The sequence below is a fragment of the Streptomyces sp. NPDC004561 genome (assembly GCF_053602155.1).
On the sequence record NZ_JBSGDB010000059.1, the window covers coordinates 1 to 22,097 of the forward strand.

General features: G+C 74.0%; 20 protein-coding genes. 9 read left to right on the top strand and 11 right to left on the bottom strand.

Annotation, left to right across the window (positions count from 1 at the left end; all coding sequences use genetic code 11):
* Positions 1 to 267 (top strand): MerR family transcriptional regulator (locus ACWEN3_RS11080; RefSeq protein ID WP_452968482.1); only part of this gene is annotated, 267 nt, incomplete at its 5' end.
* A 597-nt stretch (positions 268 to 864) separates the two neighbouring features.
* Here ACWEN3_RS11080 and ACWEN3_RS11085 read toward each other — a convergent pair.
* The 11 genes from ACWEN3_RS11085 to ACWEN3_RS11135 all read right to left on the bottom strand — a co-directional run bounded on the left by ACWEN3_RS11085 (position 865) and on the right by ACWEN3_RS11135 (position 13,031).
* Positions 865 to 1,188: a hypothetical protein gene (locus tag ACWEN3_RS11085; protein WP_452968484.1), complete on the bottom strand. Its 324-nt coding sequence runs from the start codon at positions 1,186 to 1,188 to the stop codon at positions 865 to 867.
* Positions 1,189 to 1,621: 433 nt separating this feature from the next.
* Positions 1,622 to 2,923 carry a histidine--tRNA ligase gene (gene hisS, locus ACWEN3_RS11090; protein ID WP_452968487.1) on the bottom strand — a complete coding sequence of 434 codons (1,302 nt, stop codon included), beginning with the start codon at positions 2,921 to 2,923 and terminating at the stop codon, positions 1,622 to 1,624.
* 70 nt (positions 2,924 to 2,993) lie between these two features.
* Positions 2,994 to 3,758, bottom strand: coding sequence for a YggS family pyridoxal phosphate-dependent enzyme (locus ACWEN3_RS11095; protein WP_452968489.1), 765 nt, complete (start codon positions 3,756 to 3,758; stop codon positions 2,994 to 2,996).
* 16 nt (positions 3,759 to 3,774) lie between these two features.
* Positions 3,775 to 4,899 (bottom strand): DegT/DnrJ/EryC1/StrS family aminotransferase, encoded by a 1,125-nt coding sequence (locus ACWEN3_RS11100; RefSeq protein ID WP_452968492.1) that lies wholly within the window; start codon positions 4,897 to 4,899, stop codon positions 3,775 to 3,777.
* Positions 4,896 to 6,077 carry a pyridoxal phosphate-dependent aminotransferase gene (locus ACWEN3_RS11105; protein WP_452968495.1) on the bottom strand — a complete coding sequence of 394 codons (1,182 nt, stop codon included), beginning with the start codon at positions 6,075 to 6,077 and terminating at the stop codon, positions 4,896 to 4,898. The genes ACWEN3_RS11100 and ACWEN3_RS11105 overlap by 4 nt, the downstream gene beginning before the upstream one ends.
* Positions 6,074 to 6,883, bottom strand: a complete 810-nt coding sequence (locus ACWEN3_RS11110; protein WP_452968498.1) for a class I SAM-dependent methyltransferase — start codon at positions 6,881 to 6,883, stop codon at positions 6,074 to 6,076. Before ACWEN3_RS11110 ends, ACWEN3_RS11105 begins: the two co-directional genes overlap by 4 nt.
* Complete coding sequence (locus ACWEN3_RS11115; RefSeq protein ID WP_452968544.1) at positions 6,880 to 8,076, bottom strand: DapH/DapD/GlmU-related protein; 1,197 nt, start codon at positions 8,074 to 8,076, stop codon at positions 6,880 to 6,882. The genes ACWEN3_RS11110 and ACWEN3_RS11115 overlap by 4 nt, the downstream gene beginning before the upstream one ends.
* Entirely contained in the window at positions 7,961 to 9,505 is a 1,545-nt protein-coding gene (locus ACWEN3_RS11120) for a pentapeptide repeat-containing protein (protein ID WP_452968499.1), read from the bottom strand. The genes ACWEN3_RS11115 and ACWEN3_RS11120 overlap by 116 nt, the downstream gene beginning before the upstream one ends.
* A gap of 9 nt (positions 9,506 to 9,514) precedes the next feature.
* The gene (locus ACWEN3_RS11125) at positions 9,515 to 10,432 is read right to left on the bottom strand and encodes a sugar phosphate isomerase/epimerase family protein (protein WP_452968502.1); all 918 of its coding nucleotides are present in this window, start codon (positions 10,430 to 10,432) and stop codon (positions 9,515 to 9,517) included.
* Positions 10,429 to 12,111, bottom strand: a complete 1,683-nt coding sequence (locus ACWEN3_RS11130) for a class I adenylate-forming enzyme family protein (protein WP_452968505.1) — start codon at positions 12,109 to 12,111, stop codon at positions 10,429 to 10,431. The genes ACWEN3_RS11125 and ACWEN3_RS11130 overlap by 4 nt, the downstream gene beginning before the upstream one ends.
* Entirely contained in the window at positions 12,108 to 13,031 is a 924-nt protein-coding gene (locus ACWEN3_RS11135) for a hypothetical protein (protein WP_452968507.1), read from the bottom strand. The genes ACWEN3_RS11130 and ACWEN3_RS11135 overlap by 4 nt, the downstream gene beginning before the upstream one ends.
* Positions 13,032 to 13,583: 552 nt before the next feature.
* Between ACWEN3_RS11135 and ACWEN3_RS11140 the strand changes: the two genes are divergently transcribed.
* The 8 genes from ACWEN3_RS11140 (at position 13,584) to ACWEN3_RS11175 (ending at position 22,074) form a co-directional block, all read left to right on the top strand.
* On the top strand, positions 13,584 to 14,813 hold the full coding sequence (locus tag ACWEN3_RS11140; RefSeq protein WP_452968510.1) for a M16 family metallopeptidase: 1,230 nt from the start codon (positions 13,584 to 13,586) through the stop codon (positions 14,811 to 14,813).
* Complete coding sequence (locus ACWEN3_RS11145) at positions 14,810 to 15,694, top strand: hypothetical protein (protein WP_452968512.1); 885 nt, start codon at positions 14,810 to 14,812, stop codon at positions 15,692 to 15,694. The genes ACWEN3_RS11140 and ACWEN3_RS11145 overlap by 4 nt, the downstream gene beginning before the upstream one ends.
* The gene (locus ACWEN3_RS11150) at positions 15,691 to 16,812 is read left to right on the top strand and encodes a hypothetical protein (RefSeq protein ID WP_452968515.1); all 1,122 of its coding nucleotides are present in this window, start codon (positions 15,691 to 15,693) and stop codon (positions 16,810 to 16,812) included. The genes ACWEN3_RS11145 and ACWEN3_RS11150 overlap by 4 nt, the downstream gene beginning before the upstream one ends.
* Positions 16,813 to 16,815: 3 nt before the next feature.
* Positions 16,816 to 17,754, top strand: coding sequence for an ABC transporter ATP-binding protein (locus ACWEN3_RS11155; RefSeq protein WP_452968517.1), 939 nt, complete (start codon positions 16,816 to 16,818; stop codon positions 17,752 to 17,754).
* The gene (locus tag ACWEN3_RS11160; RefSeq protein ID WP_452968519.1) at positions 17,754 to 18,509 is read left to right on the top strand and encodes an ABC transporter permease; all 756 of its coding nucleotides are present in this window, start codon (positions 17,754 to 17,756) and stop codon (positions 18,507 to 18,509) included. The genes ACWEN3_RS11155 and ACWEN3_RS11160 overlap by 1 nt, the downstream gene beginning before the upstream one ends.
* Positions 18,502 to 19,374, top strand: coding sequence for a hypothetical protein (locus ACWEN3_RS11165; RefSeq protein WP_452968521.1), 873 nt, complete (start codon positions 18,502 to 18,504; stop codon positions 19,372 to 19,374). Before ACWEN3_RS11160 ends, ACWEN3_RS11165 begins: the two co-directional genes overlap by 8 nt.
* Positions 19,375 to 19,397: 23 nt before the next feature.
* Positions 19,398 to 20,657 (top strand): ATP phosphoribosyltransferase regulatory subunit, encoded by a 1,260-nt coding sequence (locus tag ACWEN3_RS11170; protein ID WP_452968524.1) that lies wholly within the window; start codon positions 19,398 to 19,400, stop codon positions 20,655 to 20,657.
* A gap of 85 nt (positions 20,658 to 20,742) precedes the next feature.
* Positions 20,743 to 22,074, top strand: a complete 1,332-nt coding sequence (locus ACWEN3_RS11175; protein WP_452968526.1) for a UDP binding domain-containing protein — start codon at positions 20,743 to 20,745, stop codon at positions 22,072 to 22,074.
* Positions 22,075 to 22,097 lie beyond the last annotated feature (23 nt).

The window sequence follows — 22,097 nt, forward strand, 5'->3', positions numbered from 1 at the left end:
GAGATGCTCGGCACCACCCCCGCCTTCCTCCGCGCCCTCGGCGAACACCGCCTGATCACCCCCCTGCGCTCCGAAGGCGGCCACCGCCGCTACTCCCGCTACCAGCTGCGCATCGCCGCCCGCGCCCGCGAACTCGTCGACCAGGGCACCGCCATAGAGGCCGCCTGCCGCATCGTCATCCTCGAAGACCAACTCGAAGAAGCCCAGCGCATCAACAAGCAACTGCGCACCCAAGGCGGCCGGCCGCAGCCGAACCCCTCAGCCTGACAAGGGCGCCGGGCCCGACCCGAACGCCGACCGCACAGCAGATCAGGCCCCCGTTGCGGCTCCGCGCCGCGATCTCACGCTGGGCCCGCAGCCGCCACAGCACGGCACCAGGACCCGGTACACCCTGCCGGGGTCCTTGTGTCGTTCAAGAACAACTGCTTGTCTCGGCAACGGGGGAGTACCGGAAGAACCCTCACCCTGCTCGGCTTCGTACCGCTCGCGCGCCTCGTTCACGGCGAGCTGCCAACTGCGGGGGACAGCGCCGCCCGGACAGCCCCAGCGGCCGGTGCCGACTTACTGCTTGCCCAGGCAGTCCAAGAGGCTTCCAGCGCCTGCTGGTCGAAGCACCTCATCCGGCTCACCGTGCCTACGACCTCGAGAGACTTCCCGGCCGTGACCGAGGCCGTGCGCGAGGTTGCCGCCCTTGGCCGGGAACGGCACTGAGGTCGTCGGCACGCGAAGCAGCGAAGGCCCGTCCGTCCCGTGCCAAGGCTCGCCTCCTGCACGGGACGGACGCGGCAGACCCTGCCATGCCCCCGATACGCCCGGGCCGCCGGTGCGACGGGCGGGCGAACGCACCTGCCGCCCAGGGCCGGCTCAGCGGGCCGCCGCCTGCCAGGCCTGGAGCACGCACCCGTACGCTGCGTCCAGGGCTCCGTACCGCGCTGCGCCGTCCGTGACGAGGGCGGCGTCGGCCGCCTCGGCCGCGCGCGCGAGCGGGCGGGCGACGTGCTCAGGGGTGGTCGGCGCCGTTGCGAACTTCCACAGCTGCGCCACGACCACGTCCAGCGCCGAACCGGTGCTCACACCGGCAGGTCCTCTCGGGCCCGCGAGGGCGGGGATCCAGCCGCTGTCGGCATCGAGCGCCTTGCAGAGTCCTTCCACCAGCTCGTCGCCGGTCGGGCGTTTCTCGTCGTTCATGTGGGGCTCAACTCTCCAGGAGTTCAGAGGGAAGGGGGCGGCCGACGCCCGGCCGGGAGCAGGGGGCCGGCCCGTGCCGTACGGGGCCGGACGAGCGGGACGGGGGACCGCGGCGTCCAGCCGTTGCCCGGCATGTGCCGGGTCGTCTCGGGCACGCGCCCGTCGGCCGCGGAGCGATGCGGGAGCGTCGGCGCGGCCGGACTCCTTCGGCAGACCGAGGCGTGCGGCCCCGTACGCCGTGGCCGCGTTCACCGGCAGGTGTGGGGGTGGGGGAGCGCCCCGGGGCGTCGGGTGGGTCCGGCGGCCCCGGGGGAGCGGGCGTCTTCACGGCGGTGCCGGCACGCAGGGGTGGGGAGCCCGGCTCCCCGGGGGTGCCTCTATGTCTTTCGTCAAGCGAGGCGTGGGGTTCGGGACAGCAGCCTCGGGGGGCGGGTCAGGCCCCCGGAGCCGCCAGGTGCTCCGTGAGGTGGGCGACCACGTCGGCCAGCCCGATCGCGTGCTGCGCGCCGCCCTTGAGGTCCTTGAGGACGACGGCCTTGCGCTGCCACTCGTCGCGCCCGACGATGACCGCGAAGCGGGAGCCGTCGCGGTCGGCGCGCGAGAGTTCCTTGCCCAGCTTGCGCGGCTCCAGTGTGGTCGAGGTGCGGATCCCGGCCTGCCTGAGCCGGCGGGCGACCTCGCGGGAGGCGGGGATCAGGTCGTCGTCGACGGGGATCACGCTGACGTCCACCTCGCTGCGGGCCTCGGGGAGCAGGCCGTGGGTGCCGAGGAAGTCGTGCAGGGTGACGTCGCCCATCCCGAAGCCGATGCCGGGGATGCGCTGGTTGGTGAAGAGGCCGGCCAGGTCGCCGTAGCGGCCGCCGCCGAAGAGCGAGCGGTTGTTGTCCGGCGAGCGGTCGAACACCTCGAAGACGGTGGAGGTGTAGTACTGCAGGCCGCGCACGATGAAGGGGTCGAAGACGAAGAGGTCCCTGGCCTCGCTCTTCATCACCTGCGCCAGTGCGGAGGTCTCGCGGACCTCGTCCGGGAGGGCGGACAGCACCTCGGCCCCGGAGCGCAGCGTGGATTCCAGGAGGTCGAACATCCGGGCGTCGAGGCCGAACTCTGCGGCCTCCTCGCGCAGCTTCTCGTTCGGCACCTTCTCCCAGCGGTCGATGAGGGCCATCGTCTGCTGGTGCGCGCTCTCGGGCACCTTCACCACGTCGCGCAGGATGCTGTTGAGGACGGCGCGGTCGCCCACCCGCAGCAGCCACATGTCGCGGGTCGCGCCGAGCGAGCTCATCACGTCGTGGATGAGTTCGAAGATCTCGATCTCGCAGTTCGGGCTGTCGGACCCGAAGATGTCCACGTTGAGCTGCCAGTGCTCACGGGTGCGGCCGCGCTGCGGCCGCTCGTAGCGGTGGCAGTTGACGTGGCTGTACCAGCGCACCGGGAACTGGAGGTTGTTGGCGTTGGCCGCGATCATCCGGGCCACCGAGGGGGTCATCTCCGGGCGCAGCGCGATCCGGCGGCCGCCGCGGTCGGTGAGGGAGTACAGCTGCTGGTTGGCGATCTCCTGGCCGGACTTCGCCTCGTAGATCTCCGCGGACTCCAGGATCGGCCCGTCGTAGCGGCCGTAGCCGTAGCGCTCCACCGTCTCGTACAGATGGCTGAACACCTGCTGGCGGACGGACATCTCGGCAGGGAGGAAATCCCTGGTGCCGCGGTAGGGAGCGGTGGGCAGCAGACGACTCACGGAGGGGCTCCTATGGGGGTCACGCGTAGTGAATGGCATTGTAACAAGGGGTATTGACGTGGTGTCAGAGTTATGGTGCGGCAGTCCCCGCGGGCGTGCGGGGTCCCACCACGGCCGATCCCACTCTGACGTGCGTCGCACCTGCGTCGATCGCGGCCTCCAGGTCCCCGCTCATGCCGGCCGACATCACCCCGGCGTCCGGGTGGTCGGCGAGCAGCCGCTCCCGGACGCCGTGCAGCCGGGCGAACGCCCGGTCGGCCGGCTCCAGGGGCGGGGCAACGGCCATCACCCCGGCCACGGTGAGCAGGGGCTGTTCGGCGATGATCGCGGCGAGCCGGGGGACCTCGTCGGGGTGGGCCCCGCCGCGTCCGGGGCCTGTGTCCAGGCTGACCTGGATCAGGCAGCGCAGCTCCCGCTCGGCGCGGCGGGCGGCCTTGCCGAGCGCGGACACCAGGGAGGAACGGTCCACGGAGTGCACCATGTCGGCGTAACGGGCCACCGAGGCGGCCTTGTTGGTCTGGAGCTGGCCGATGAAGTGCCAGGACGGGGCGGGGGAGAGGTCGGCGCAGGCCGCCGCTTTCGCGGACGCCTGCTGGTCCTGGTTCTCGCCCACGTCGCGCACGCCCAGCCCGGCCAGCAGACGGACGTCCTCGGCGGGCCGGTTCTTGGTGACGGTGATGAGGGTGATCTCCGAGCCGTCGCGTCCGGCCGCCCGGGCGGCGTCCGCGATCCGGGCGCGGACGGCGGCCAGCCGCTGGGCCAGGACGGCCCGCCGGTCTGTCCGGGCGCCGGGTTCCAGGTGTTGGTCGGGGGCGGGGGGCAGGGGTGTCGTCACGGTGGTTCCTCCTCGTTCAGTCCGGCAGGCCGGTCAGAGCCTGTGCCACCCGGTGAGCCTGTTCTTCGGTGAGCGCGGCGAACAGCGGCACCGAGACGGTGCTGTCCACGACGCGTTCGGCCACCGGGTAGTCCCCCGGCTCCAGGCCCAGTTGCCGGTGCAGCAGGTGCCGGGCGGGGATCAGAGGGTCGGCGCGGACGCCCGCGGCGCGCAGGTGGCCGATCCACCGCTGCTGCTGGCCGCGGCCGGCGGCCCGCAGGCAGTAGCGGTAGGGCACCTGGCCGGGAGCCAGGCCGGGCGGGGGTGCGACGTGCGGCGGCAGGGCGGCGGTGTAGCGAGCGGCGAGGGCGCGGCGGTGCGCGGTGATGCGGTCCAGGCGCCGGAACTGACTGAGCGCCAGGGCGGCGGCCGGGTCGGAGAGGCGGTGGTTGAACCGCGGGCTGTAGACCTCGCGGGCCGCCGGGTCCTGGTGGACGCGGACGCGCTCCCAGGCCGCGCGGTCGGCCTGCAGCAGCATCCCGCCCTCGCCCGCGGCGAGCGTCTTGGTGGCGTAGAAGGAGAACACCGCCGCGTCCCCGATGCCGCCGAGAGGGCGCCCCCGCCGGTCCAGGCCGCCCAGGCTCTGGCAGCAGTCCTCCACCAGCAGCGCGGCCAGGGGGCGCAGGGCGTCCAGGTCCGCGGGGTGGCCGTGGGTGTGTACGGCGATGACGACGTCGAGCCGGCCCGCCGGGTCGAGCCGTGCGGGATCGAGGGTGAGCGTCCGCTCGGTGACGTCCACGACCACCGGGGTGCAGCCGGCGGCCAGCACGGCGTCGAGCAGGGCCGAGCAGCCGTAGGTGGGGACGGCGACGGTGGCGCCGGTGCCGTCCAGCCCGGCACCGTGCAGCGCCAGCCTCAGCCCCGCGGTGCCCGAGGAGACGGCGCTGGCGTGGCGGGGGCGAAAGCGCTCGGCGAACGCCTCCTCCAGGGCGGCGGTCCGGGGGCCGGAGGCGAGCCATCCGGAGCGCAGCGACTCGGTCACGGCAGTGATGTCGTCCTCGGTGACCAGCGGCCCGTTGTGCGGGACCACGGGCCCGGCCTGCGCAGCGCCGGCCGGGTGCCGGGGCCCGGCCTGCGACGCGATCGCCTGCGGCGGGATCACCCCAACCCCTCCTTCAGCCTGTCCAGTGCCTGGCGCAGCACGCTCTCGCGCTTGCAGAAGGCGAAGCGGACGTGGGGGCGCCCGGCGTCCGGGTCGGTGTAGAAGACCTGGTGGGGGATGGCGGCGACACCGCAGCGCAGAGGCAGCGCGCGGCAGAACTCCAGCCCGTCCCGCTCGCCCAGGGGCGTGATGTCGGCGGTGACGAAGTACGTGCCCCGCGGCGGCCGGACGTCGAAACCGAGGGCGCGCAGCCCGTCGGTCATCAGGTCCCGGCGCCGCCGCAGGCTGTCCGTGGCGGTGGCGAAGTACTCCCCGGGCAGGCGCAGGGCGTCGGCCACGGCGTGCTGGAAGGGGGTGCCGCCCGCGAAGGAGAGGTGCTGCTTGACCTCGCGGACGGCGGTGACCAGGTCGGCGGGGCCGGTCGCCCAGCCGACCTTCCAGCCGGTGAAGGAGAAGGACTTGCCGGCCGAGGACACGGTGAGGGTCCGCTCGAACATGCCGGGCAGCGCCGCTACGGGCTGGTGGACCCCCTCGAAGACCAGGTGCTCGTAGACCTCGTCGGAGATCACCAGCAGATCGTGGGCGCAGGCCAGCGCGGCCACCTCGTGCAGCTGCTCGACGGACAGGACCGCGCCGGTCGGGTTGTGGGGCGTGTTGAGCAGCAGGACCCGCGTGCGCCCGGTGATCGCCGCGGCCAGGTCCCGGGTGTCGAAGGTGAAGTCCGGTGCGTGCAGCCGCACCGGCACCAGGGTGGCCCCGGCCAGGGAGGCACAGGCGGAGTAGGAGTCGTAGAAGGGCTCCAGGGCCACGACCTCGTCACCGGGCGAGGTCAGCGCGAGCAGCGCCGCGGCCAGGGCCTCGGAGGCGCCGGTGGTGACGACGACCTCCCGGCCGGGATCGATGTCCAGTCCGTAGAAGCGCCGTTGGTGGTCGGCGACGGCGCGACGCAGGCCGGGCAGGCCGGGGACCGGCGGGTACTGGTGGTGGCCGGCGCGCAGGGCCCGCACGGCGGATTCGACGACGGTGTCGGGACCCGCGGTGTCGGGGAAGCCCTGGCCGAGGTTGACGGCGTCGTGCTCCGCGGCCAGGGCCGACATCTCTGCGAAGACGTTGTGCCCGTGGGCGGCGAGGCGGCCGCGCCGCGGACCGCCGGGCGGCCGGTGCCGGGGGCCGGTCACGGCCGGCCGCCGCTGCCGGCCGCCGCGGACGTCGGCTGGTGGATCTCCAGCAGCGCGAAACGGTGCAGCATCTGGCTGCCGTTGAGGAACACCAGCGCCGGGTCCGCTCCGGCGCCGGCCTCGGGGTCGGGCACGGTGTGCGAGCGCAGCGGGTCCTCGGGCCGTCGTGCGCGGGCCGCGGCGGGCAGGTAGCGGTGGAAGACATGCCGCAGTCCGGCCTCCTCCAGCAGCCGGCCGACCGTCCGCACGGAGAACTGGTTCCAGCCGGGCAGCCACTCGGGGTCACCGTCCGGGTGGCGCAGCCGGACGACGACGTCCACCGGCTCGGGGTTGAACAGGCCGAAGACGTAGGCGCGCCCGCCGGGCGCGGTCAGGCGCATCAGCGCGTCGATCCACTGCCGGGGGTCGTCGAAGTGGCTGTGCAGGGCCACCATGAAGACGGTGGTGAACGGCCCGGCGGGCAGGGTGTCGGGCCGCAGCACGTCGCCGGTCACGAAGCGGGCGCCGGGTACCCGCAGCTGGGCCTGCTCGACCAGGGCGGGCTGGATGTCCACACAGGTCAGGTCGGTTCCGGGGTGCCGTTCGAGGAGGTAGTGGGCGAAGGCACCGGCCGCGCAGCCCACTTCGCACACCGCTGTGCCGGGGCCGTCCTCCAGCCAGGACGCGGCGTGGTCGACGACGAAGGGGAAGTAGTGCGGGTGGTCCTTGTCCACGGGGCGCTCGGCGTAGCGCAGGTCCAGGTTGCGCGGGCCGCCGGCGGGCCCGGGCAGGTCCGTGTGCCGCGCGGGTCGGGGTGTGGTGGTCATCGGCCGTTCCCGGTGGTCGTGGGCTTACGGGTGAGCGCGGCCAGCCGGGCGAATCCCTCGACGGGCAGGCTGCGGAAAGGCAGTTGGTCGCCGCAGGGCAGGGCGTTGCGGCGCAGGAAGTCCCGCAGGTCGTGGCCGATCTCGTCGAGGCCGCCGGTCAGCCGCCCGGAGCGCAGTTCGAACAGGGCACGGCTGCGGCCGGTCCAGGGGCGCAGGTCGGGACGGTCCTCCACGGCGAGCAGATGGAAGCCCCGCCGGTCGGCCGCGTGGGTGTTGACGGTGTCGAGACTGGTGTCCTCGGCGACCAGCAGCACGCGGTGGCCGTCAGCGACGTCGATCCCGCCGTCGGCGGTGCGCTCGGCGGTCAGGCCCTTCCACTGGAGCTCGGCGATCCAGTCGTCGAGCAGCGCGTCGACGCACCGGTGGGCGTCGGCGCCCTGCGGGGGCCGGGGATCCAGGGTCCGCTTGACGGCGGCGGGCACACCGCCCGCCAGCACCCCGGCGGGCAGGCTGCGGCTGACCACGCTGCCGGAGGCGACGATGGTGTCGGCGCCGATGGTCACCCCGGGGAGCACCGTGGCGTGGTAGGCGAGCCACACGTTCCGCTCGATGCGCACGGGCGCGAAGGTCGCGGGGTAGCCGTCCAGGAGCCGGTGACCGAAGTGGAATCCGTGGGTCCACACGGTGAGGTGCGAGCCGGAACCGACCTGGTCGCCCAGGATGATGGGGTGGTTGGCGTTGAGGATGCTGTGCGGCCCGATCGCCACCCGGGAGCCGAGGACGACGTGCGAGGTGGAGGCGGTGGTGCCGCCGTAGCCGACACTGGTGCCCTGGCCGAGGTAGAGCAGCCGGTCGGCCTGGAAGGACCGGCAGGTGATGTGGGTCCCGGACTCGATGCGCCCGCCGCCCTCGATCTCGAAGGCGTCGGCGACCAGCACGGTGACCGAGTCCTGCAACTCGCCGGCGTCCCCCAGGAAGAGGGTCCCGGCGCGCAGGTCGCAGTTCTCCCCGATGGTGACGCCGTCGCCCAGCGTGAGGGTGTCCGCGGCCAGGACCGTGCCGGCGCCGATGGTCACGTCACGGCCGATGAGGACATTGGCGCCGAGCCAGGCGCGCACGCCCGGCCCCAGCGTCACTCCGGCCTCGATCAGCCGGCGCCGGCCGGCCGATCCGTCGTCGGGGCTCTGGTCGATGGTCACGTCGAACCCTTGCGGCCCTTCGCCAGCGCGGCGCCCAGGCTGCCGACGAAGGCGGCGAACTCGCGCGCGGCCGGCCCGCCGTCGCGCTCCAGGGCCTCGGCCAGCCCCGGGCAGCGGTCGGTGAACACCGGTGCATTCCACGAGTCAGACTGGCGCCGGTCACGACGGTCTTCACCCAGGTGGACTGGTACATCCCGGCACCGTCGAGCCGGGCACCGGACAGGTCGGACTGACTGAACCGGCTGTAGGCGCAGTTCGCGCCGACCAGGCCGGCCTCGCGCAGGTCCGCGGCGAAATAGGCCTGCACGAGGGTGGCACCGTCCAGGACGGCGCGGCGCAGGCTCATGCCGCGCGGCGGATCACCCGTGATCATCGCCCGGTAGAGGTTGGCATGGCGCAGGTTGGCCCCGGCGAGGCTGGAGTCGCGCACGGTGAGGCAGCGACCCAGGAAGGTGCTCATCTCGGCGTCGGACAGGTCGCTCTCCACGATGTGGAGGTTCTCGCCGCGGGCGGCGGTCAGGACCGCCCCGCGCAGGCTGCTCTCCACGATGCTGCCGTTGTTCAGCGACGCCCCGCCGAGGCGGACCTGCGGCAGGGTGCAGCGCACCCAGCGGGCCCCGGTGAGCTGGGCGCCGCTGAGGTCGGCGGCGGTGACGGCGAGGTCGGCGAAGTCGCCGTCGGGTGCCTTGAGCCCGGCCGCGCTCCAGCCGTGCGCCTGGATGCCGGTGAGCCGGAGCTGGGGCACTCCCGCGTCGGCGAGCACCAGGCCGTCGGCGGCCGTGAGCCGCTGCAGGGCCAGGCCGTGGCCGGCCACCGAACGCAGCGAGGCATCGCGCAGGCTGGACTTGGTGATCGAGAGCTGGTCGACGCAGGAGCCGTCCAGCGTGGCGGAGTCCAGCAGGCATTCGCTGATCAGCGCGCCCTGGAGGTTCATGTTGCGCATCGAGGCGTCGGACAGGTCGCACTGGTAGAACGAGGAGCCGGACAGGTGCCCGTCGTCCAGGTGGGTGCCGCGCATGCTGCACCCGTGGAAGAGGGTGCCGGTGGCGTCCCGCAGCCCGGTCAGGTCGGCGCCGTCGAACACGCAGGTCTGCGCGGCGAGGGCGTGCACGTAGGCGGAACGCAGGCTGGCCCCGGCGAGGTTGGTGCGCTCCATACCGGGGCACACCATGGTGACCTCGGAGAGGTCCGCCTCCTGCAGGCGGGTGCTGTGCAGCAGAGCCCGGTTGAGGGTGGCACGGCGCAGGTCGGCCCCGCGCAGGTCGAGACCGCTCAGGTCGGCCTCGGTGAGGTCCATGCCGCGGCCGGTGCGGTCGATCAGGCGCTGGGTGGCCTCGGAGACGTGTTTGAGGAGCGCGGGGCGCAGGTCGTCGTCGGCGGCGGCCAGGTGCCGCAGCAGTTCCAGCGAAGGGGTGTCGGGCATCGGGGTTCCTCAGGGTTGGGCGGGACAGGGAGGTCCGGTGGGCGCGAGGCGGGCGGGACCGTCCGGCGCGCGCGGGGGAGGGCCGTCCTCCTCCGGGGGGCCCGGCCGGCGGCGGCCGATCACCGCCCGGATCCACCGGCCGATCTCCCCGGGCCCCGGGTCACCGGCTGCCAAGGGCCGGTGCTCCAGGACGACGGCGGGGGCGCCGGTGAGGGCGAGCAGCGTGGGCAGCACCTCGGCGATCGGCAGGTAGCCCTCGGCGGCCGACTGCCCGGCGTGGGCGGGTTCGTGGCCGTGCAGGGGATAGCGCGCGACGGTGGTGTTGTACAGGTGCATGCTGCGCACTGCGGCGCCCAGAGCCCGGGCGTAGGCGAGCGGACCCTGCTGGGGGCCGAGCAGGTGGGCGTGGCCGAGGTCCAGGCAGAGTCCCAGCTCCGGGCGGCCGGCGAGGGCGTCGCGGTAGTCCGCCGCCGTGTGCAGCAGCGGGTGCGCGGAGAGGTTCTCCACCAGGACAAGGACCCCGTGCTCGCGGGCCAACCCGCAGACGGCGTCCAGGAAGTCACGGCACCAGCTGTCGAATCCCGCGGCCGGGTAGGGCGGATAGGGGCTCGGGAAGTGCACCACCACGTGGAGCGCGCCGAGGTCGGCCGCGCAGCGGACCGTGGCCCCGGTCATGCGCAGCGCGGCCGCCGCCTCGTCCGGGTCCGGACCGGTCGGGGCGAACCGGCGCAGCGGGCGCGGCTCGTCGTAGGGGACGGGCGTGTGCAGCGCGGGCCGGATGCCGTGGCGGTCGCAGAACCGGCCGATCGCGCCGAGCATCGACCGGGGGTAGTTGTAGAACTCGACGACATCGGGCTCGTACGCGAGCAGCCCCGTCAGATCGGTACGGTCGGCCAGCACCCCGGTGGAGACGCCCAGCAGGGTCATGCCGCACCCCGCGGGGCGGCATCGGGGGCCGGGGGCGCCGCGGAGGCGCGTGCCGCGGCGATACGCGCGGCCGCGGCCCGGTCGGTCTTGCCGGTGCGCCCCAGCGGCGGTTCGTCGATGAGGTGCACCCGCTCGGGCACCTTGTGGGCCTCCAGTCGGCGCAGCCCGTGGGCCCGCAATTCCTCCTCGGTGGGCGTCCGGCCCGGGCGGGGCACGAACAGCAGGTGCAGGCGTTCGCCCAGCAGGGCGTCAGGAACTCCGACGGCCACGCCGGCGGCGCAGTCGGGGTGGTCGGCGTAGGCGTCCTCCACCTCCAGCGGGGAGATCTTGGCGCCGCCGCGCACGATGAGCTGCTTGGCGCGGCCGACGAGTTCCACCAGGCCGTCCTGCGGCCGGTGCCGGGCGAGGTCGCCGGTGCGCAGCCAGGGCCCGGCCATGGTGGCGGCGGTGGCGGCCACATCGTCGAGGTACCCGGTCATCAGATGGTCCGTGCGGAGCCAGAGTTCACCGGCCACGCCGGGGCCCGCTGCCGTCACGCCTGCACCGTTGTCCGGGACGGCGGCGCTCGCGGCGTCCGGGCCGGTGCCGGCGGCGGCGCCCGGCGGCACGATGCGGTACTCCACGCCGGGGGAGGGGCGCCCGATGGTGCCGGCCTCGTCGTCGTAGCGGTCGGGCGTGAGGATGAAGTCGGAGGTGGCGCTCTCGCTCAGCCCGAAGACGTCGGCGATCCCGGCGTGCGGCAGCAGCGTCCTGATCCCGCGGCCCAGTCCGGCGGGCAGGGGTTCGCCGCCGCAGATCCACGTGCCGGGGGAGCCCACCTCGGCAAGCCGCCGAAGCAGGGCGGCCGCGTCCGGGGACCCGTCCAGTTCGCGGCGGATCAGCCGCAGCATGCTGGGCACGACGGCGGTCCGCTCGACGGGCCGTTCGGCGAGGCGGTCCAGTACCTCGCGGGCCCGGAAGCGCGGGGTGAGCAGCAGGGTGCCGCCGGTGGCCAGGGTGAGCAGGGAGGTCCACTGCCCGAAACTGAAGTTGAGGTGCAGCAGGTGCAGGGCGCTGTGCCCCTCCTCGAACGGCAGCGTGGAGGAGATCGCCCGGAGCTTGGTGTGCAGGACGCGGTGGGAGAGCACCACGCCCTTGGGGCGGCCGGTCGAGCCGGAGGTGAAGACCACCAGCGCCTGGTCGGCGTCCAGTTCGGCCGGCACCCGCGGCAGGGCGCCGCCGCGGGGACCGGGACCGGCCCCGGCGTCGGGAACGATCCCGCCGATCCAGGGATGGCCGGCCGGGCCGGTGGCGTCCTCCCACGCCGCGGGGCGGTGCCGCGGATCGCCGAGCAGCAGGCGGGCGCCGACTCGTTCGGCGGTGGAACGCAGCACCAGGGCGGGGGAGTCGCGGTGCACAGGGACCACGACCGCCCCGGCGGCCCAGGCGCCGAGTTCGCACACCAGGTCGCCGCACCGGTTGTCCACGGCGACGAGAACGGGCTCCCCGCGCCGGTGTCCGGCCCGCGTGAGCGCGGCGGCGATGCCGCGGCCGCGCTCACCGAGGGTGCGGTAGTCCAGGACGTCCTCGCCGTCGTCCAGGGCGACGCGGTCCGCGAAGCGGGCGCAGGCGCGCCCGAGGAGCGCGTCGAGCCGCCGGGGGGTGGTGTCCGCGAGCGCGGTGGCGGCGGGGGCCCTCATGCCGGAACCTTCCGGGCGGCCGCGGCCGCGGCCGCGGTCCGGTGCCCGGGCCCGTCCTCGGCGGGATAGACGAAGTCGTCGTCCAGCGCGCGGACGACGGTGCGCAGGCCGGTGTCCCACAGCGACGCCGCGTAGCCCTCGCACTCCGCGAGCGTGCCGGCGGCCAGCGGGAACTCGGCGTGGTGCAGGGAGGTGAAGATCACCTCGAAGGCCTGCGGGAAGTCCATGCCGGGCAGGGCGGCCATCACGGCGGCGACCAGGTTGTCGAAGGAAAGCTGGTTGGGCGAGCGGGTGACGCACACGGCGTGGTCGCGCGGCCCGTCCGCGTGGTGCGGCGCCTCGTGCAGACGGGGGTAGGTGGGGCGCCAGACGCAGGAGGCCGGGTCGCGCCACAACGGCTCGACGACCGTGCTCAGCGCCTCGGGATCGCGCCACTGCGGGGGCAGCAGGATCCCGGGCGGGTAGGCCTGCGGAACGTCCTGGTAGTGCCCGAAGTCGGTGTCGCCCAGCAGGGCCCGGCAGTCCGCGCAGTCCTGCCCGAAGACGGAGAGCTGGAGCGCGAACTCCTCCCAGTGGTCCGGGGTGTGGACCACGTTGGCCCACACGCCGAGGCGGTAGGCGGCGCGTGCCTTGCGCTTGACGGCGGCGGCCGTCTCCATGGTGTCGTCGCCGCCGCGGACGACGATCACCTCCATGGGCCGGTGCGCGTACCAGAGGTCGAGGGTGAGGTGCTCCAGCGGGTTCTCGCTGCGTCGCATGTCGGCGAAGGCTCGGCGGATGTCGTCCTCGTCCAGCAGGATCCGGTGGTGGCACAGGACGGTCAGCCCGGCGTCGCGCACCGTGTCGAGGATGAAGGGCTGGAGGCGGCGCGAGACCCCGTCCGGCTTGATCAGGAGCAGGGAGTGCTGACTCTCCGACATGCTTCCCAACGGATTCCCCTTTACGTTCGCATGCTTGGCACCGCGAGATTGACATGCCATGCCACGGTTAGTCAATAAACGTAGTCAAGTTCCTTTGCGATGGGCGGATGCGTCCCTGTGTGCGACGCCCGATGGGTCAACACCGCTGCATGGCTGCCGGGTTGTGGTGTCGGTGCCGTCCGTGTCGTCGCCTGTGTGACCGCTCCCGAGATTATTGACAGAGTTACTTGACTCGCTGGTCTTGGTCATGGTCATATCGCTTCGTCGGCAAGGGAACGAATGCCTTGCGGATTACTCACACAATGAAGGAGTCATCATGACCCGTAACCACGCTGTCGGCCTGCGCCCCCGTCTCGACAAGATCAAGGTCCGCGCCGGCAAGTAAGCAGGACCAGCGCCGGGCTGCCGACCCAGTTCGGGCGGCAGCCCGGCCGCCGCGTTCCCGGCCGTGTCCGCGGGCCCCGTCCCCGGCGGTGCTCGCGGCGGCCTCCCGGACGGGACCGCCCGCAGCCCCACCCCGCCCGCACCGCGCAGCGACGGAGACCTCCCCTCGTGACCGAACAGCTCCTGATGCAGAACGTCCCCGTACTGGTGGACCACACCCCCGGCAGCCGCACCACCACCGTGTGCGTGGCCCTCGGATCGGGTGCCCGGCACGACCCCGAGGGGGTCGCCGGTGCCACACACATGCTCGAACACCTCGTCATGTCGGTCCCGTTGGACGGCGGCCCCTCGCTGAGCGAGCGCATCGAGCGGCTCGGCGGCAACTCCAACGCCCTCACGAGTCCCGAACTCCTGGTGATCTACGCCCAGGTGCTCAACGAGGACGCGCCGCAGGTCATCGGCTGGATCGGCGCGGCCCTGCTCCGCCCCGAACTGACCGCCGCCCACCTGGACAGGGAGCGCCAGGTCGTCCTCCAGGAACTGGGCGCCGCGGCCTCCGACCCCTCCGACGCGGTCCAGGAGGCCTTCCTGGCCCGGCTGTTCGCCGGCCACCCGCTCGGCTCCCCGGTCGGCGGCGACCCCGAGAGCATCGCCCGCATCACGGTGGACGCCATGCGCGACGCCCACCGCCAGGCACTGTCCGGCGCGCCCGTCGCGGTGAGCGCCGTGGGCGGACTGCCCGTCGAGGAACTGCTCGCCGCCCTCGACAAGGCGGACCTCGGCACCCTCCCGGCCGCGCCGCCCCTCGGCGCCCGCCCGCTCCAGGACCCGCCGCCCGTCCGCACCGCCGCCCCGGAGCGCTGGCCCGAGGAGTTCTGCTGGCTGCAGGCGGGCAGTCGGGCGCCACGCCTCGGCGATCCGCGCCGGCACGCCTACACCGTGCTCGGCCATCTGATGGGAGCCAGCCCCGCCTCCCTGCTCTACGCGCGCATCCGCAACGACGAGGCGCTCGCCTACTCCTTCCAGTCCTGGTCCCGCAGCTACAGCGACACCGGCGCCTGGCGGATGCTGGCCGGCGTCGACCCCGCCAACGGCCCCCGGCTCCTGGACTCCTTCCGCGCGCTGCTCGCCGAGATCGCCTCCGACGGGCCGGGCGAGGAGGCCTTCTCGGCAGCCGTCCGGCAGGCCGTGGTGGAGGTCGTGCTGCGCGCCGAGTCCCAGCAGGAGGCCGCCATCGCGCTGGCCACCGACCGGGTGCTGGCCGCCGAAGTCACCCTGCCCGAGCAGGAGATCGAGGCCCTCGCACGGGTCACCGAGGACGAGGTCGCCGCCGCGGCGGCCGCGGTGGCGCGCGAACTGGTCGCCGTGGTCCGGCCCGAGGCGGACCGAGCCGCGTGACCGCCGACCCCGCCGCCCCGGCGCCCACCGCGGCCCTGACCGCCTGCGACGACTACCTGGCCGCCGCCGACGAGGCGGGCCTGCTCCACCGCATCGACGGCCTGGTCTACGTGGCCGGCGCCTACCACGAGCCGCTCACCGGAATCGACCAGTGCCTGGTGGAGCACGCCGACCCGCGCCTGCTCCACGCGGCGCCGGCCTTTCTCGAAGCCCTCTTCGCCCGCTTCCCGCAGTGCACCGAGGCGGTCGTCCGGGTGCCCGGCGCCGACGACCCGCACCCCGCACTCACCCCCCATCTCAGCTACCTGTCCCTGCCCTTCGACGCCGCACCCGCCCCGCAAGACACGCGTTCCCCCGGGCTGAGGATCGCCCTGGACGAGACCCGCGAGCACGACCGCGCCGTCCACGACTGGCTGCGCCGGGCCATGGTCACCGGTGCCGCGGGCCGCGGCCTGACCACCCGGCCGCAGGAGGTGCGGGCCGCCGTGGACGCCCTGCTGGACTCTCCCGGCCGGCGCACCTTCGTCGTGTACGCCGACGGCGGCGACCACCCCGTCGGCCACGCCACGCTCTGCGTCGACGCCCACGACGACCCCAGCGGCACGGACTTCGTGGACCTCGTCGACATCCTGATCGACGACCCCGTCCTGCGCCCCGGCGCGATCACGGCCCTGGTGCGGGCCTCCGCCCTCCTGGCGCAGGACCTCGGGCTGCCCCTGTTGGGCAACGTCTGCCACGGCCTCGACGAAGCGGGCCGCAGCGGAGCCGTCGCCGCGGCCCTGGAGGCCCGCGGCTGGCGCCGCACCCACCAGTACCGCCACGCGTCCCGCCCGAGCGCGAAGGACGCGGCCGCACCCCAGGACCAGGAAGAGACCCAGTGAACCCACCGACTCGTTCCGCCTTCCCCCTCAGCCTCGACCTGCTGTACGAGCTGCTGGACGTCGACCGCGACCTCGCCCCCCGCCACCTGCTGCGGCGGGCACGGCAGGAGGGCGCCGTCGTCTCGACCCTGGTGCTCTCCCTGGCCGAACGCGAGGGGGTGGCCCTGGGCGAGGGATCCCGGGCCGAACTGGCCCGGATGACCCGCAGGTGCGAGCTCTACCGGGAACTGGACGCGGCGGTCCGCGCGGTACCCGGGGCACGCACCGTCAAGGGCCCCTCCCTGAACCGCTACTACCCGCAGGGCCTGCTGCGCTCGGTCGGCGACCTCGACGTCGTCGTCCCCGACGAGGCGACGCTGTGGCGGGTGCTGGCCGAGGTGCTCGACCGCCAGGAGGCGGTCGAGGTCCTGATGACCCAGCTGGACGCGGACGGCCGGCGGGACCTGCTGGTCTCGGTGTGGTGGCTCGGCGAGGACCCGATGCTCGACCTCGACCGCGGGGTGGAGGTCACCACCTTCGCCTACGGCGGACTGCCCGAACGGGGCGTCCCGCTACGGCCCGAACTGCCCGCCGAGCAGGTGCACGCCGATGTGCTGGCGGTCGCGGAGGAGCGCTTCCAGCGCGACTTCACCCTGAAGGACGTACTGGACCTCGTCTGCGTCCTCACCTCGCCCGCGGCCCCCGACCCCGCCGCGCTGGCCCGGGTCGCCGCCGACCACGCGCTGGCGCCCGAGCTGGAGGAGCTCTGCCTCAAGGCCACCGGCCACCCGGCGCTGGCCCCTGTCGTCCCGGCACAGCTGCTGGACGGCCTGCGCGAGAGCGCCCGCCTCGAACGCGCCCGCCGGGCCGCCCTCGGACCCCTCGCCGGCGCACCGCGCCTGTACGGCTTCCAGCTCACCGAACCGCTGCGCCGCGGAACAGGAGACACGATGGAGGACCACGACCTCGACGGGGTGCTGCTGCGCCGCACCCCGGTGGCCGACCTCCTGCTGGTCACCGGTGAACTCGTCGACCCCGCCGACCACGAGGCCGCACAGGCCGCGCTGTCCGCGCTCGACCCGTGGCCCGAACGCCCCGCCCCGCGCACGGCCGCGGCCCCCGCGGGAAGCGGGAGCTGAGCCGTGGCGATCGTCGACGTACAAGACCTCGGCCGGGTGTTCACCCCCCGCCGCGGCGCCGAGGTCACCGCGCTGGAAGGGGTGACCTTCAGCATCGGGGAGGGGGAGGTGCTCGGTCTGCTCGGCCCGAACGGCGCCGGCAAGACCACCCTCTCCCGCATCCTGACCACACTGCTGCTGCCCACCTCCGGAACCGCCCGGATCGGCGGCCACGACGTCGTGCGCCGGCCCAAGGAGGTCCGCCGACTCATCGGCCTGGTCCTGGGCGGCGACCGGGGCCTGTACGGCCGCCTGACGGCACGTCAGAACCTGTTGTACTGGGGCGCCCTGCAGGGCCTCGGCGGCCGGCAGGCCCGGCAGCGGACCGACGAGATGCTGGAGCGCTTCGGGCTCGGTGCCCGCGCCGACGACCGCGTCGAGCTCTTCTCGCGCGGCATGGTCCAGCGCGTCCACCTCGCCCGGGCCCTGCTGAGCAGCCCCCCGCTGCTGATCATGGACGAGCCGACCAACGGCATGGACCCGCACGCCGGGGCCGGCTTCCGCCAACTCGTCCACGAACTGAAGGACTCGGGCTGCACGGTCGTCCTGACCACGCACGACATGCACGAGGCCCAGGACGTCTGCACCCGCATCGCCCTCATCGACCACGGCCGCATCCTGCACATCGGCGCCGCCGACGAGCTGCTCGCCCGGATCGGCGCACCGCGCACGATCCGGGCCGAGGGCGTCCGCGCCGAGGTCGCCGCCCGGATCGCGGAACTGCCCGGCATCACCGAGGTCACCGAGCAGGGCTCCCTCACCGCCCGGCTCGACGGCCCGCAGGCCCAGTCCGCGGCGCTGGCCCTCCTGCTGGAGGCCGGGGCCACCGAGATCGCGGTGGCCCCGCCGGGACTCACCGAGCTGTACCGCACGGTCATCACCGACCGGGAGTTCGCGGTCTGATGCTCCACTTCGTACGCGCCCAGGCGCAGATGCTGATCCGTTCACCCCAGCTCTTCGCCACCCTGGTGGTGATCCCGTGCTACTCGCTGGTCTTCTTCCACTTCCTGAAGGGGCACCACCAGGGCGGGCTGGCCACCACCACGGCCCTGACCGCCTTCCTGATGGGAGCCTGGTCTCACGCGGTGTTCGTTGCCTCGCAGGCGGTGGACGACGACCGGGCCCAGGGCACCCTGAGCCTCTCCCTGCTGACGCCCTCCCGCTACCTGCTCGCGCTGGCCCTGCGGACCCTGCTGACCACCTCGCTCGCGCTGCCGGTGCTCGGGGAGATGTTCCTCGTCGGCCGCTGGGTCTTCGGACTGCCGATCCGGGTGGACCGGCCGGGGCTCACCCTGCTGGTCGCGGCGCTGGTGACGACCGGGGTGGCGGCCACCGCGCTGCTGATGAGCGGCCTGATGATCCTGGTCCGCGCCGCCCGCAGCCTGCAGAACGCCCTGACCTACCCCTTCTACCTGCTGGGCGGGCTGATCCTGCCGGTCGCGACGCTCCCCGAGCCGCTGCGCTGGATCGCCCGCGGCTTCTTCCTCTCCTGGGGAGCGCAACTGCTGCGCGACGCCGCCGCCGGCCCGGTGAGCGACCTCGGCGCCCGGCTGGCCGTGCTGTGTGCCCTGGTCGCCCTCCAGGCCGCCGCCGGGCTGTGGTCCGTACGCCGGGTGCTGTCCTTCGTACGCAGTGGACGGGTGGTTCTCCATGACTGACCTCGCTCTTGGAACCGGCCACGCTCCCGGCGGCCCCGCCCCGGATCCGGTCCCCGCCCGGCGCCCGGCACCGGCCGCGCGGCTGTGCGCCGCCACACGCCAGGTCGCCTACGGCGCGCTGGCGAGCTATCAGGACTACCGCGCGATGTTCACCCTGCGGACCTGGCTCTTCGGCTGGACCGTGCGCCTGATCTGCCAGGTGCTGTTCTTCGCCGGCCTCGGCCGGCTGGTGGGCTCCCCCTCCGCCGAGGCCTATCTCGCGTTCGGCAACGCCGCGGTCCTCGGACCGCTGGGCGCGCTGGGCGTGGTCTCCTCCACCGTCGGCGAACGGGTCTCCGGCACCCTGCAGTTCCTGCTGCTCAGCCGGGGCAGCACCTTCCTGGTGCTGGCCTCGCGGGGCCTGCACTGGATGGCGGACGGCCTGCTGACCTCGACCATCGCGCTATGTGTGGTCTCCCCGCTGCTGGGGGTGCCGCTGCACTGGGTGGCGCTGCCGGTGATCCTCGCCGTGCTCTGCCTCAGCACCGTGTCCTGCTACTGCCTGGCCCTGTGCATGACCAGCGTCAGCGTCCGCAGGCCCGGCTCCCGGATGTATCTGACCGCCGGCACCACCATCGTGCTGATGCTGCTCGCCGGGGTCACCACGGCGGTGCCCGGGTCCGGGGCCGCCGGCCTGCTGGCCCGGGTCCTGCCGCTCACCCACGGCCTGTCGGCCGCCCGGACGCTGGCCGCGGGCGGCCCGCTCGACCTGGGCGCGGTGGCCGGCGAGGCCGCCGTCGCCGCGGGCTGGGGCCTGCTGGCCTGGCTGCTGCTGACCAGGGCGCTGCGGCACACCGTCCGCACCGGATCACTGTCGCTGCGCTGAGCGCGCTCCCAGGGGAGGTACACATGAGTCACACGTTCGAGGCCCTGCCCCGCGGGTTCAGCGACCTGGTGGGCGAGGAGGCCGCCCAGGGGGTGTGGGCCGAGGCGACGTTCCGCTCGGTGACGCGCAGCTTCGGCTTCGCGCCCGTCACGGTGGCCCCGGTCGGGTACGCGGAGACCTTCGAGCAGTTCGGCTCCGCGGCCACCGGACGCATCTTCGCCTTCGAGGACCTCTCCGGCCGGCGGCTCGCCCTGACCGCGGACTCCCTGGTGGCCGTGTTGCGGGCCCTGGCCGGGTCGGGGCGGCTGACCGGCGGCGCCAGCGCCCTCGGCGCGGCCTGCGTGCCCATCGCGCGCTACCGGCGCAAGCGGCACCGGGGCTGGAGTCAGGCGGTCGCGGTCATCTGCAACGAGACCGACGAACTCGCCGCCGACCTGACCCTGTTGCGGCTCTGGGCCGAGATCTTCCAGATCCTGGGACCCGCCGCCGGGGGCCGGCTGGAGTACTGCGACTACGGGGTGCTCGACGCGATCGCCGCCGACGAGGACCTGAGCCCGGCCGAGGCCCGCGCCGCGCTCCACCGCCGCCGCCGCGGCACCGGGGAGCCGCGGGAGGCGCAGGCGGACCCGCCGTCCCACGAACGGTTCCTGCGGCGCGTGGACCGCCTCTCCGCACTCTGCCGAGGGCTGCCGCCGGACGAGGCCCCCCAGCGCGTGGCGGCGGCGGAGCCCGTGGCCGTGGAGCGGACGGCTCACCTGCGGACCGTCCTGACGATCGCCCACGAGCTGGGGGTCCGAGTGGAGTTCGGCCTGGACTGGGAGCACGCGCCGGAGTACCAGGCGGGGTTGTGCTTCCTGGCCCGCGCCGGCGACGGCCGCACGCTGGGCGACGGCGGCGGCTACCACCACATGGTGCGCACCCTGGACATCGGGCTGAGCAGCTGCTGGAGCACCAGCGCCTCGGTCAACCTGCTGGCCGAGCTGGGACCGGTGCCCGAGGCGGAGTGCGTGCACCTGATGCGCATGCCCTCCGCCGACCTGCGCACCTTCATGGACGCCGCCCGGCACCTGCGCGGTGCCGGGTACGACGTGCTGGAGCACTGGCGGCCCCGCAGGCTGGGCCGCCAGCTCCGCCAGGTCCCGGCCCGGCCCACCCACTGGTTCGCGCTGGTGGGGGAGAAGGAGGCCGAAACGGGGCGGCTCACCCTGCAGAACGCGGCCACCACCGGGGTCACGAGAAACCTCGACCTGCCCGAACTGCAGACCGCATTCGAACACCAATGACAATGTTTGTGACTGTGATATTGACTGACTCGTAAAGCTGTCAATATCATTCAGTCAATTAGATTCGATCCAAGGGAGTAGGCCGATGCAGCCCTCGACGTCCCCCCGTCCGCTTATCGCGGCGCTGCAGGACCGGACGGAGCCCGTCACGGTGTGGGGGGCGGGCTTCATCGGTCTGTCCGCCGCGTGCGCGCTGGCCGGGGCGGGATTCCCCTGCACGGTGCTCGACACCGACGAGCACCGGGTGCGCGAGATCAACGCCGGAGTGGTCCCGCTGCCGGGCTTCGAGGACGTCATCCCCCTCGCCGACGCCCGCTCCGGCGGACGGCTGCGCGCCGCGTCTCCCGAGGACACCGCGGCCGTCGCCGCCCGGGTGCACCTGGTCTGTGTCAACACCGACCGCGCCGGCCGGCCGGTGACCGGGCCGCTGACCACGGTGCTGACCGCCGTCGGCCGGGCCCGCGCCGGCGGCGAGACCCTCGTCGCCCTGGAGAGCACCGTCAGCCTGCGCTGGCTCGACGACCTGGTGCCCGCCGCGCTCGGCGCGGCCCCCGCCGACGACGCGTCACTGCACCTGGTGGCAGCGCCCCGCCGGGACTGGATGCTCTCGCCCGACATGAACCTGCGCACCCTGCCCCGGGTGGTGGGCACCGCCCGACCGGAATCCCTGCCGCTGGCCCGGGAGCTGTACGGGGCGATCAGCGAGGTCGTCCACCCCGCTCCGGACTGGCGGCACGCCGGGCTCACCAAGCCCGTGGAGAACCTCTACCGCTACCTGGACCTGGTCCTCACCAACCAGCTCGCCGAGGCCTACCCCGGCCTGGACGTGCCCGAAGTGCTGCGGCTGGCCGGCACCAAGTGGAACGTCCCCACCTTCCACCCCTCCATCGGCATCGGCGGCTACTGCATCCCGCTCAGCCCCCGGTTCGCCGTCGACGGGACTGCCGGCCCGGGCGAGGACGCTCCGCTGCCCCTGGTCGCCGCCGCGATGGACTGGGACGGCGACCACCCGGCCCGCGTCGCGGAATCGATCCTCCGGATCGCCGACGGCCCCATCGGCATCCTCGGCCTCAGCTACGCGCCCAACGCCAGGATCGTCGAGGGCTCGCCCGCCGCGCGAGTCGCCGAGCACCTGCTCGCCCGCGGCGCCGACGTCCTGCTGCACGACCCCTACTTCACCCCCGAGGAGATCACCGCCCTCACCGGCGCCCGCCCGCTGCGCTGGCCGGACGACCTGAGCGGCCTTGCCACCCTGGTCGCCGCCACCCCGCACGACCTCTACGCCGACCTGCCCGCCCACCTCTTTGCCCTCCAGGACCCCCCGGCGCTGGTGGACAACCTCGGCGGCTACGGCGCCGCGCTGCGCGGCACCGCCGTCCCCTACGCGGAATGGGGCACCCCCGCCGCGCGGCCCTGAGCCGCCCCCCGGCCCTGAGCCCC

Bases quoted from the DNA above. Each gene is read 5' to 3' on its own strand.
- ACWEN3_RS11085 (WP_452968484.1), bottom strand. From the start codon at position 1,188: ATGAACGACGAGAAACGCCCGACCGGCGACGAGCTGGTGGAAGGACTC.
- ACWEN3_RS11165 (WP_452968521.1), top strand. From the start codon at position 18,502: ATGACTGACCTCGCTCTTGGAACCGGCCACGCTCCCGGCGGCCCCGCC.
- ACWEN3_RS11135 (WP_452968507.1), bottom strand. From the start codon at position 13,031: ATGTCGGAGAGTCAGCACTCCCTGCTCCTGATCAAGCCGGACGGGGTC.
- ACWEN3_RS11120 (WP_452968499.1), bottom strand. From the start codon at position 9,505: ATGCCCGACACCCCTTCGCTGGAACTGCTGCGGCACCTGGCCGCCGCC.
- ACWEN3_RS11130 (WP_452968505.1), bottom strand. From the start codon at position 12,111: ATGAGGGCCCCCGCCGCCACCGCGCTCGCGGACACCACCCCCCGGCGG.
- ACWEN3_RS11125 (WP_452968502.1), bottom strand. From the start codon at position 10,432: ATGACCCTGCTGGGCGTCTCCACCGGGGTGCTGGCCGACCGTACCGAT.
- ACWEN3_RS11110 (WP_452968498.1), bottom strand. From the start codon at position 6,883: ATGACCACCACACCCCGACCCGCGCGGCACACGGACCTGCCCGGGCCC.
- ACWEN3_RS11160 (WP_452968519.1), top strand. From the start codon at position 17,754: ATGCTCCACTTCGTACGCGCCCAGGCGCAGATGCTGATCCGTTCACCC.
- ACWEN3_RS11175 (WP_452968526.1), top strand. From the start codon at position 20,743: ATGCAGCCCTCGACGTCCCCCCGTCCGCTTATCGCGGCGCTGCAGGAC.
- ACWEN3_RS11170 (WP_452968524.1), top strand. From the start codon at position 19,398: ATGAGTCACACGTTCGAGGCCCTGCCCCGCGGGTTCAGCGACCTGGTG.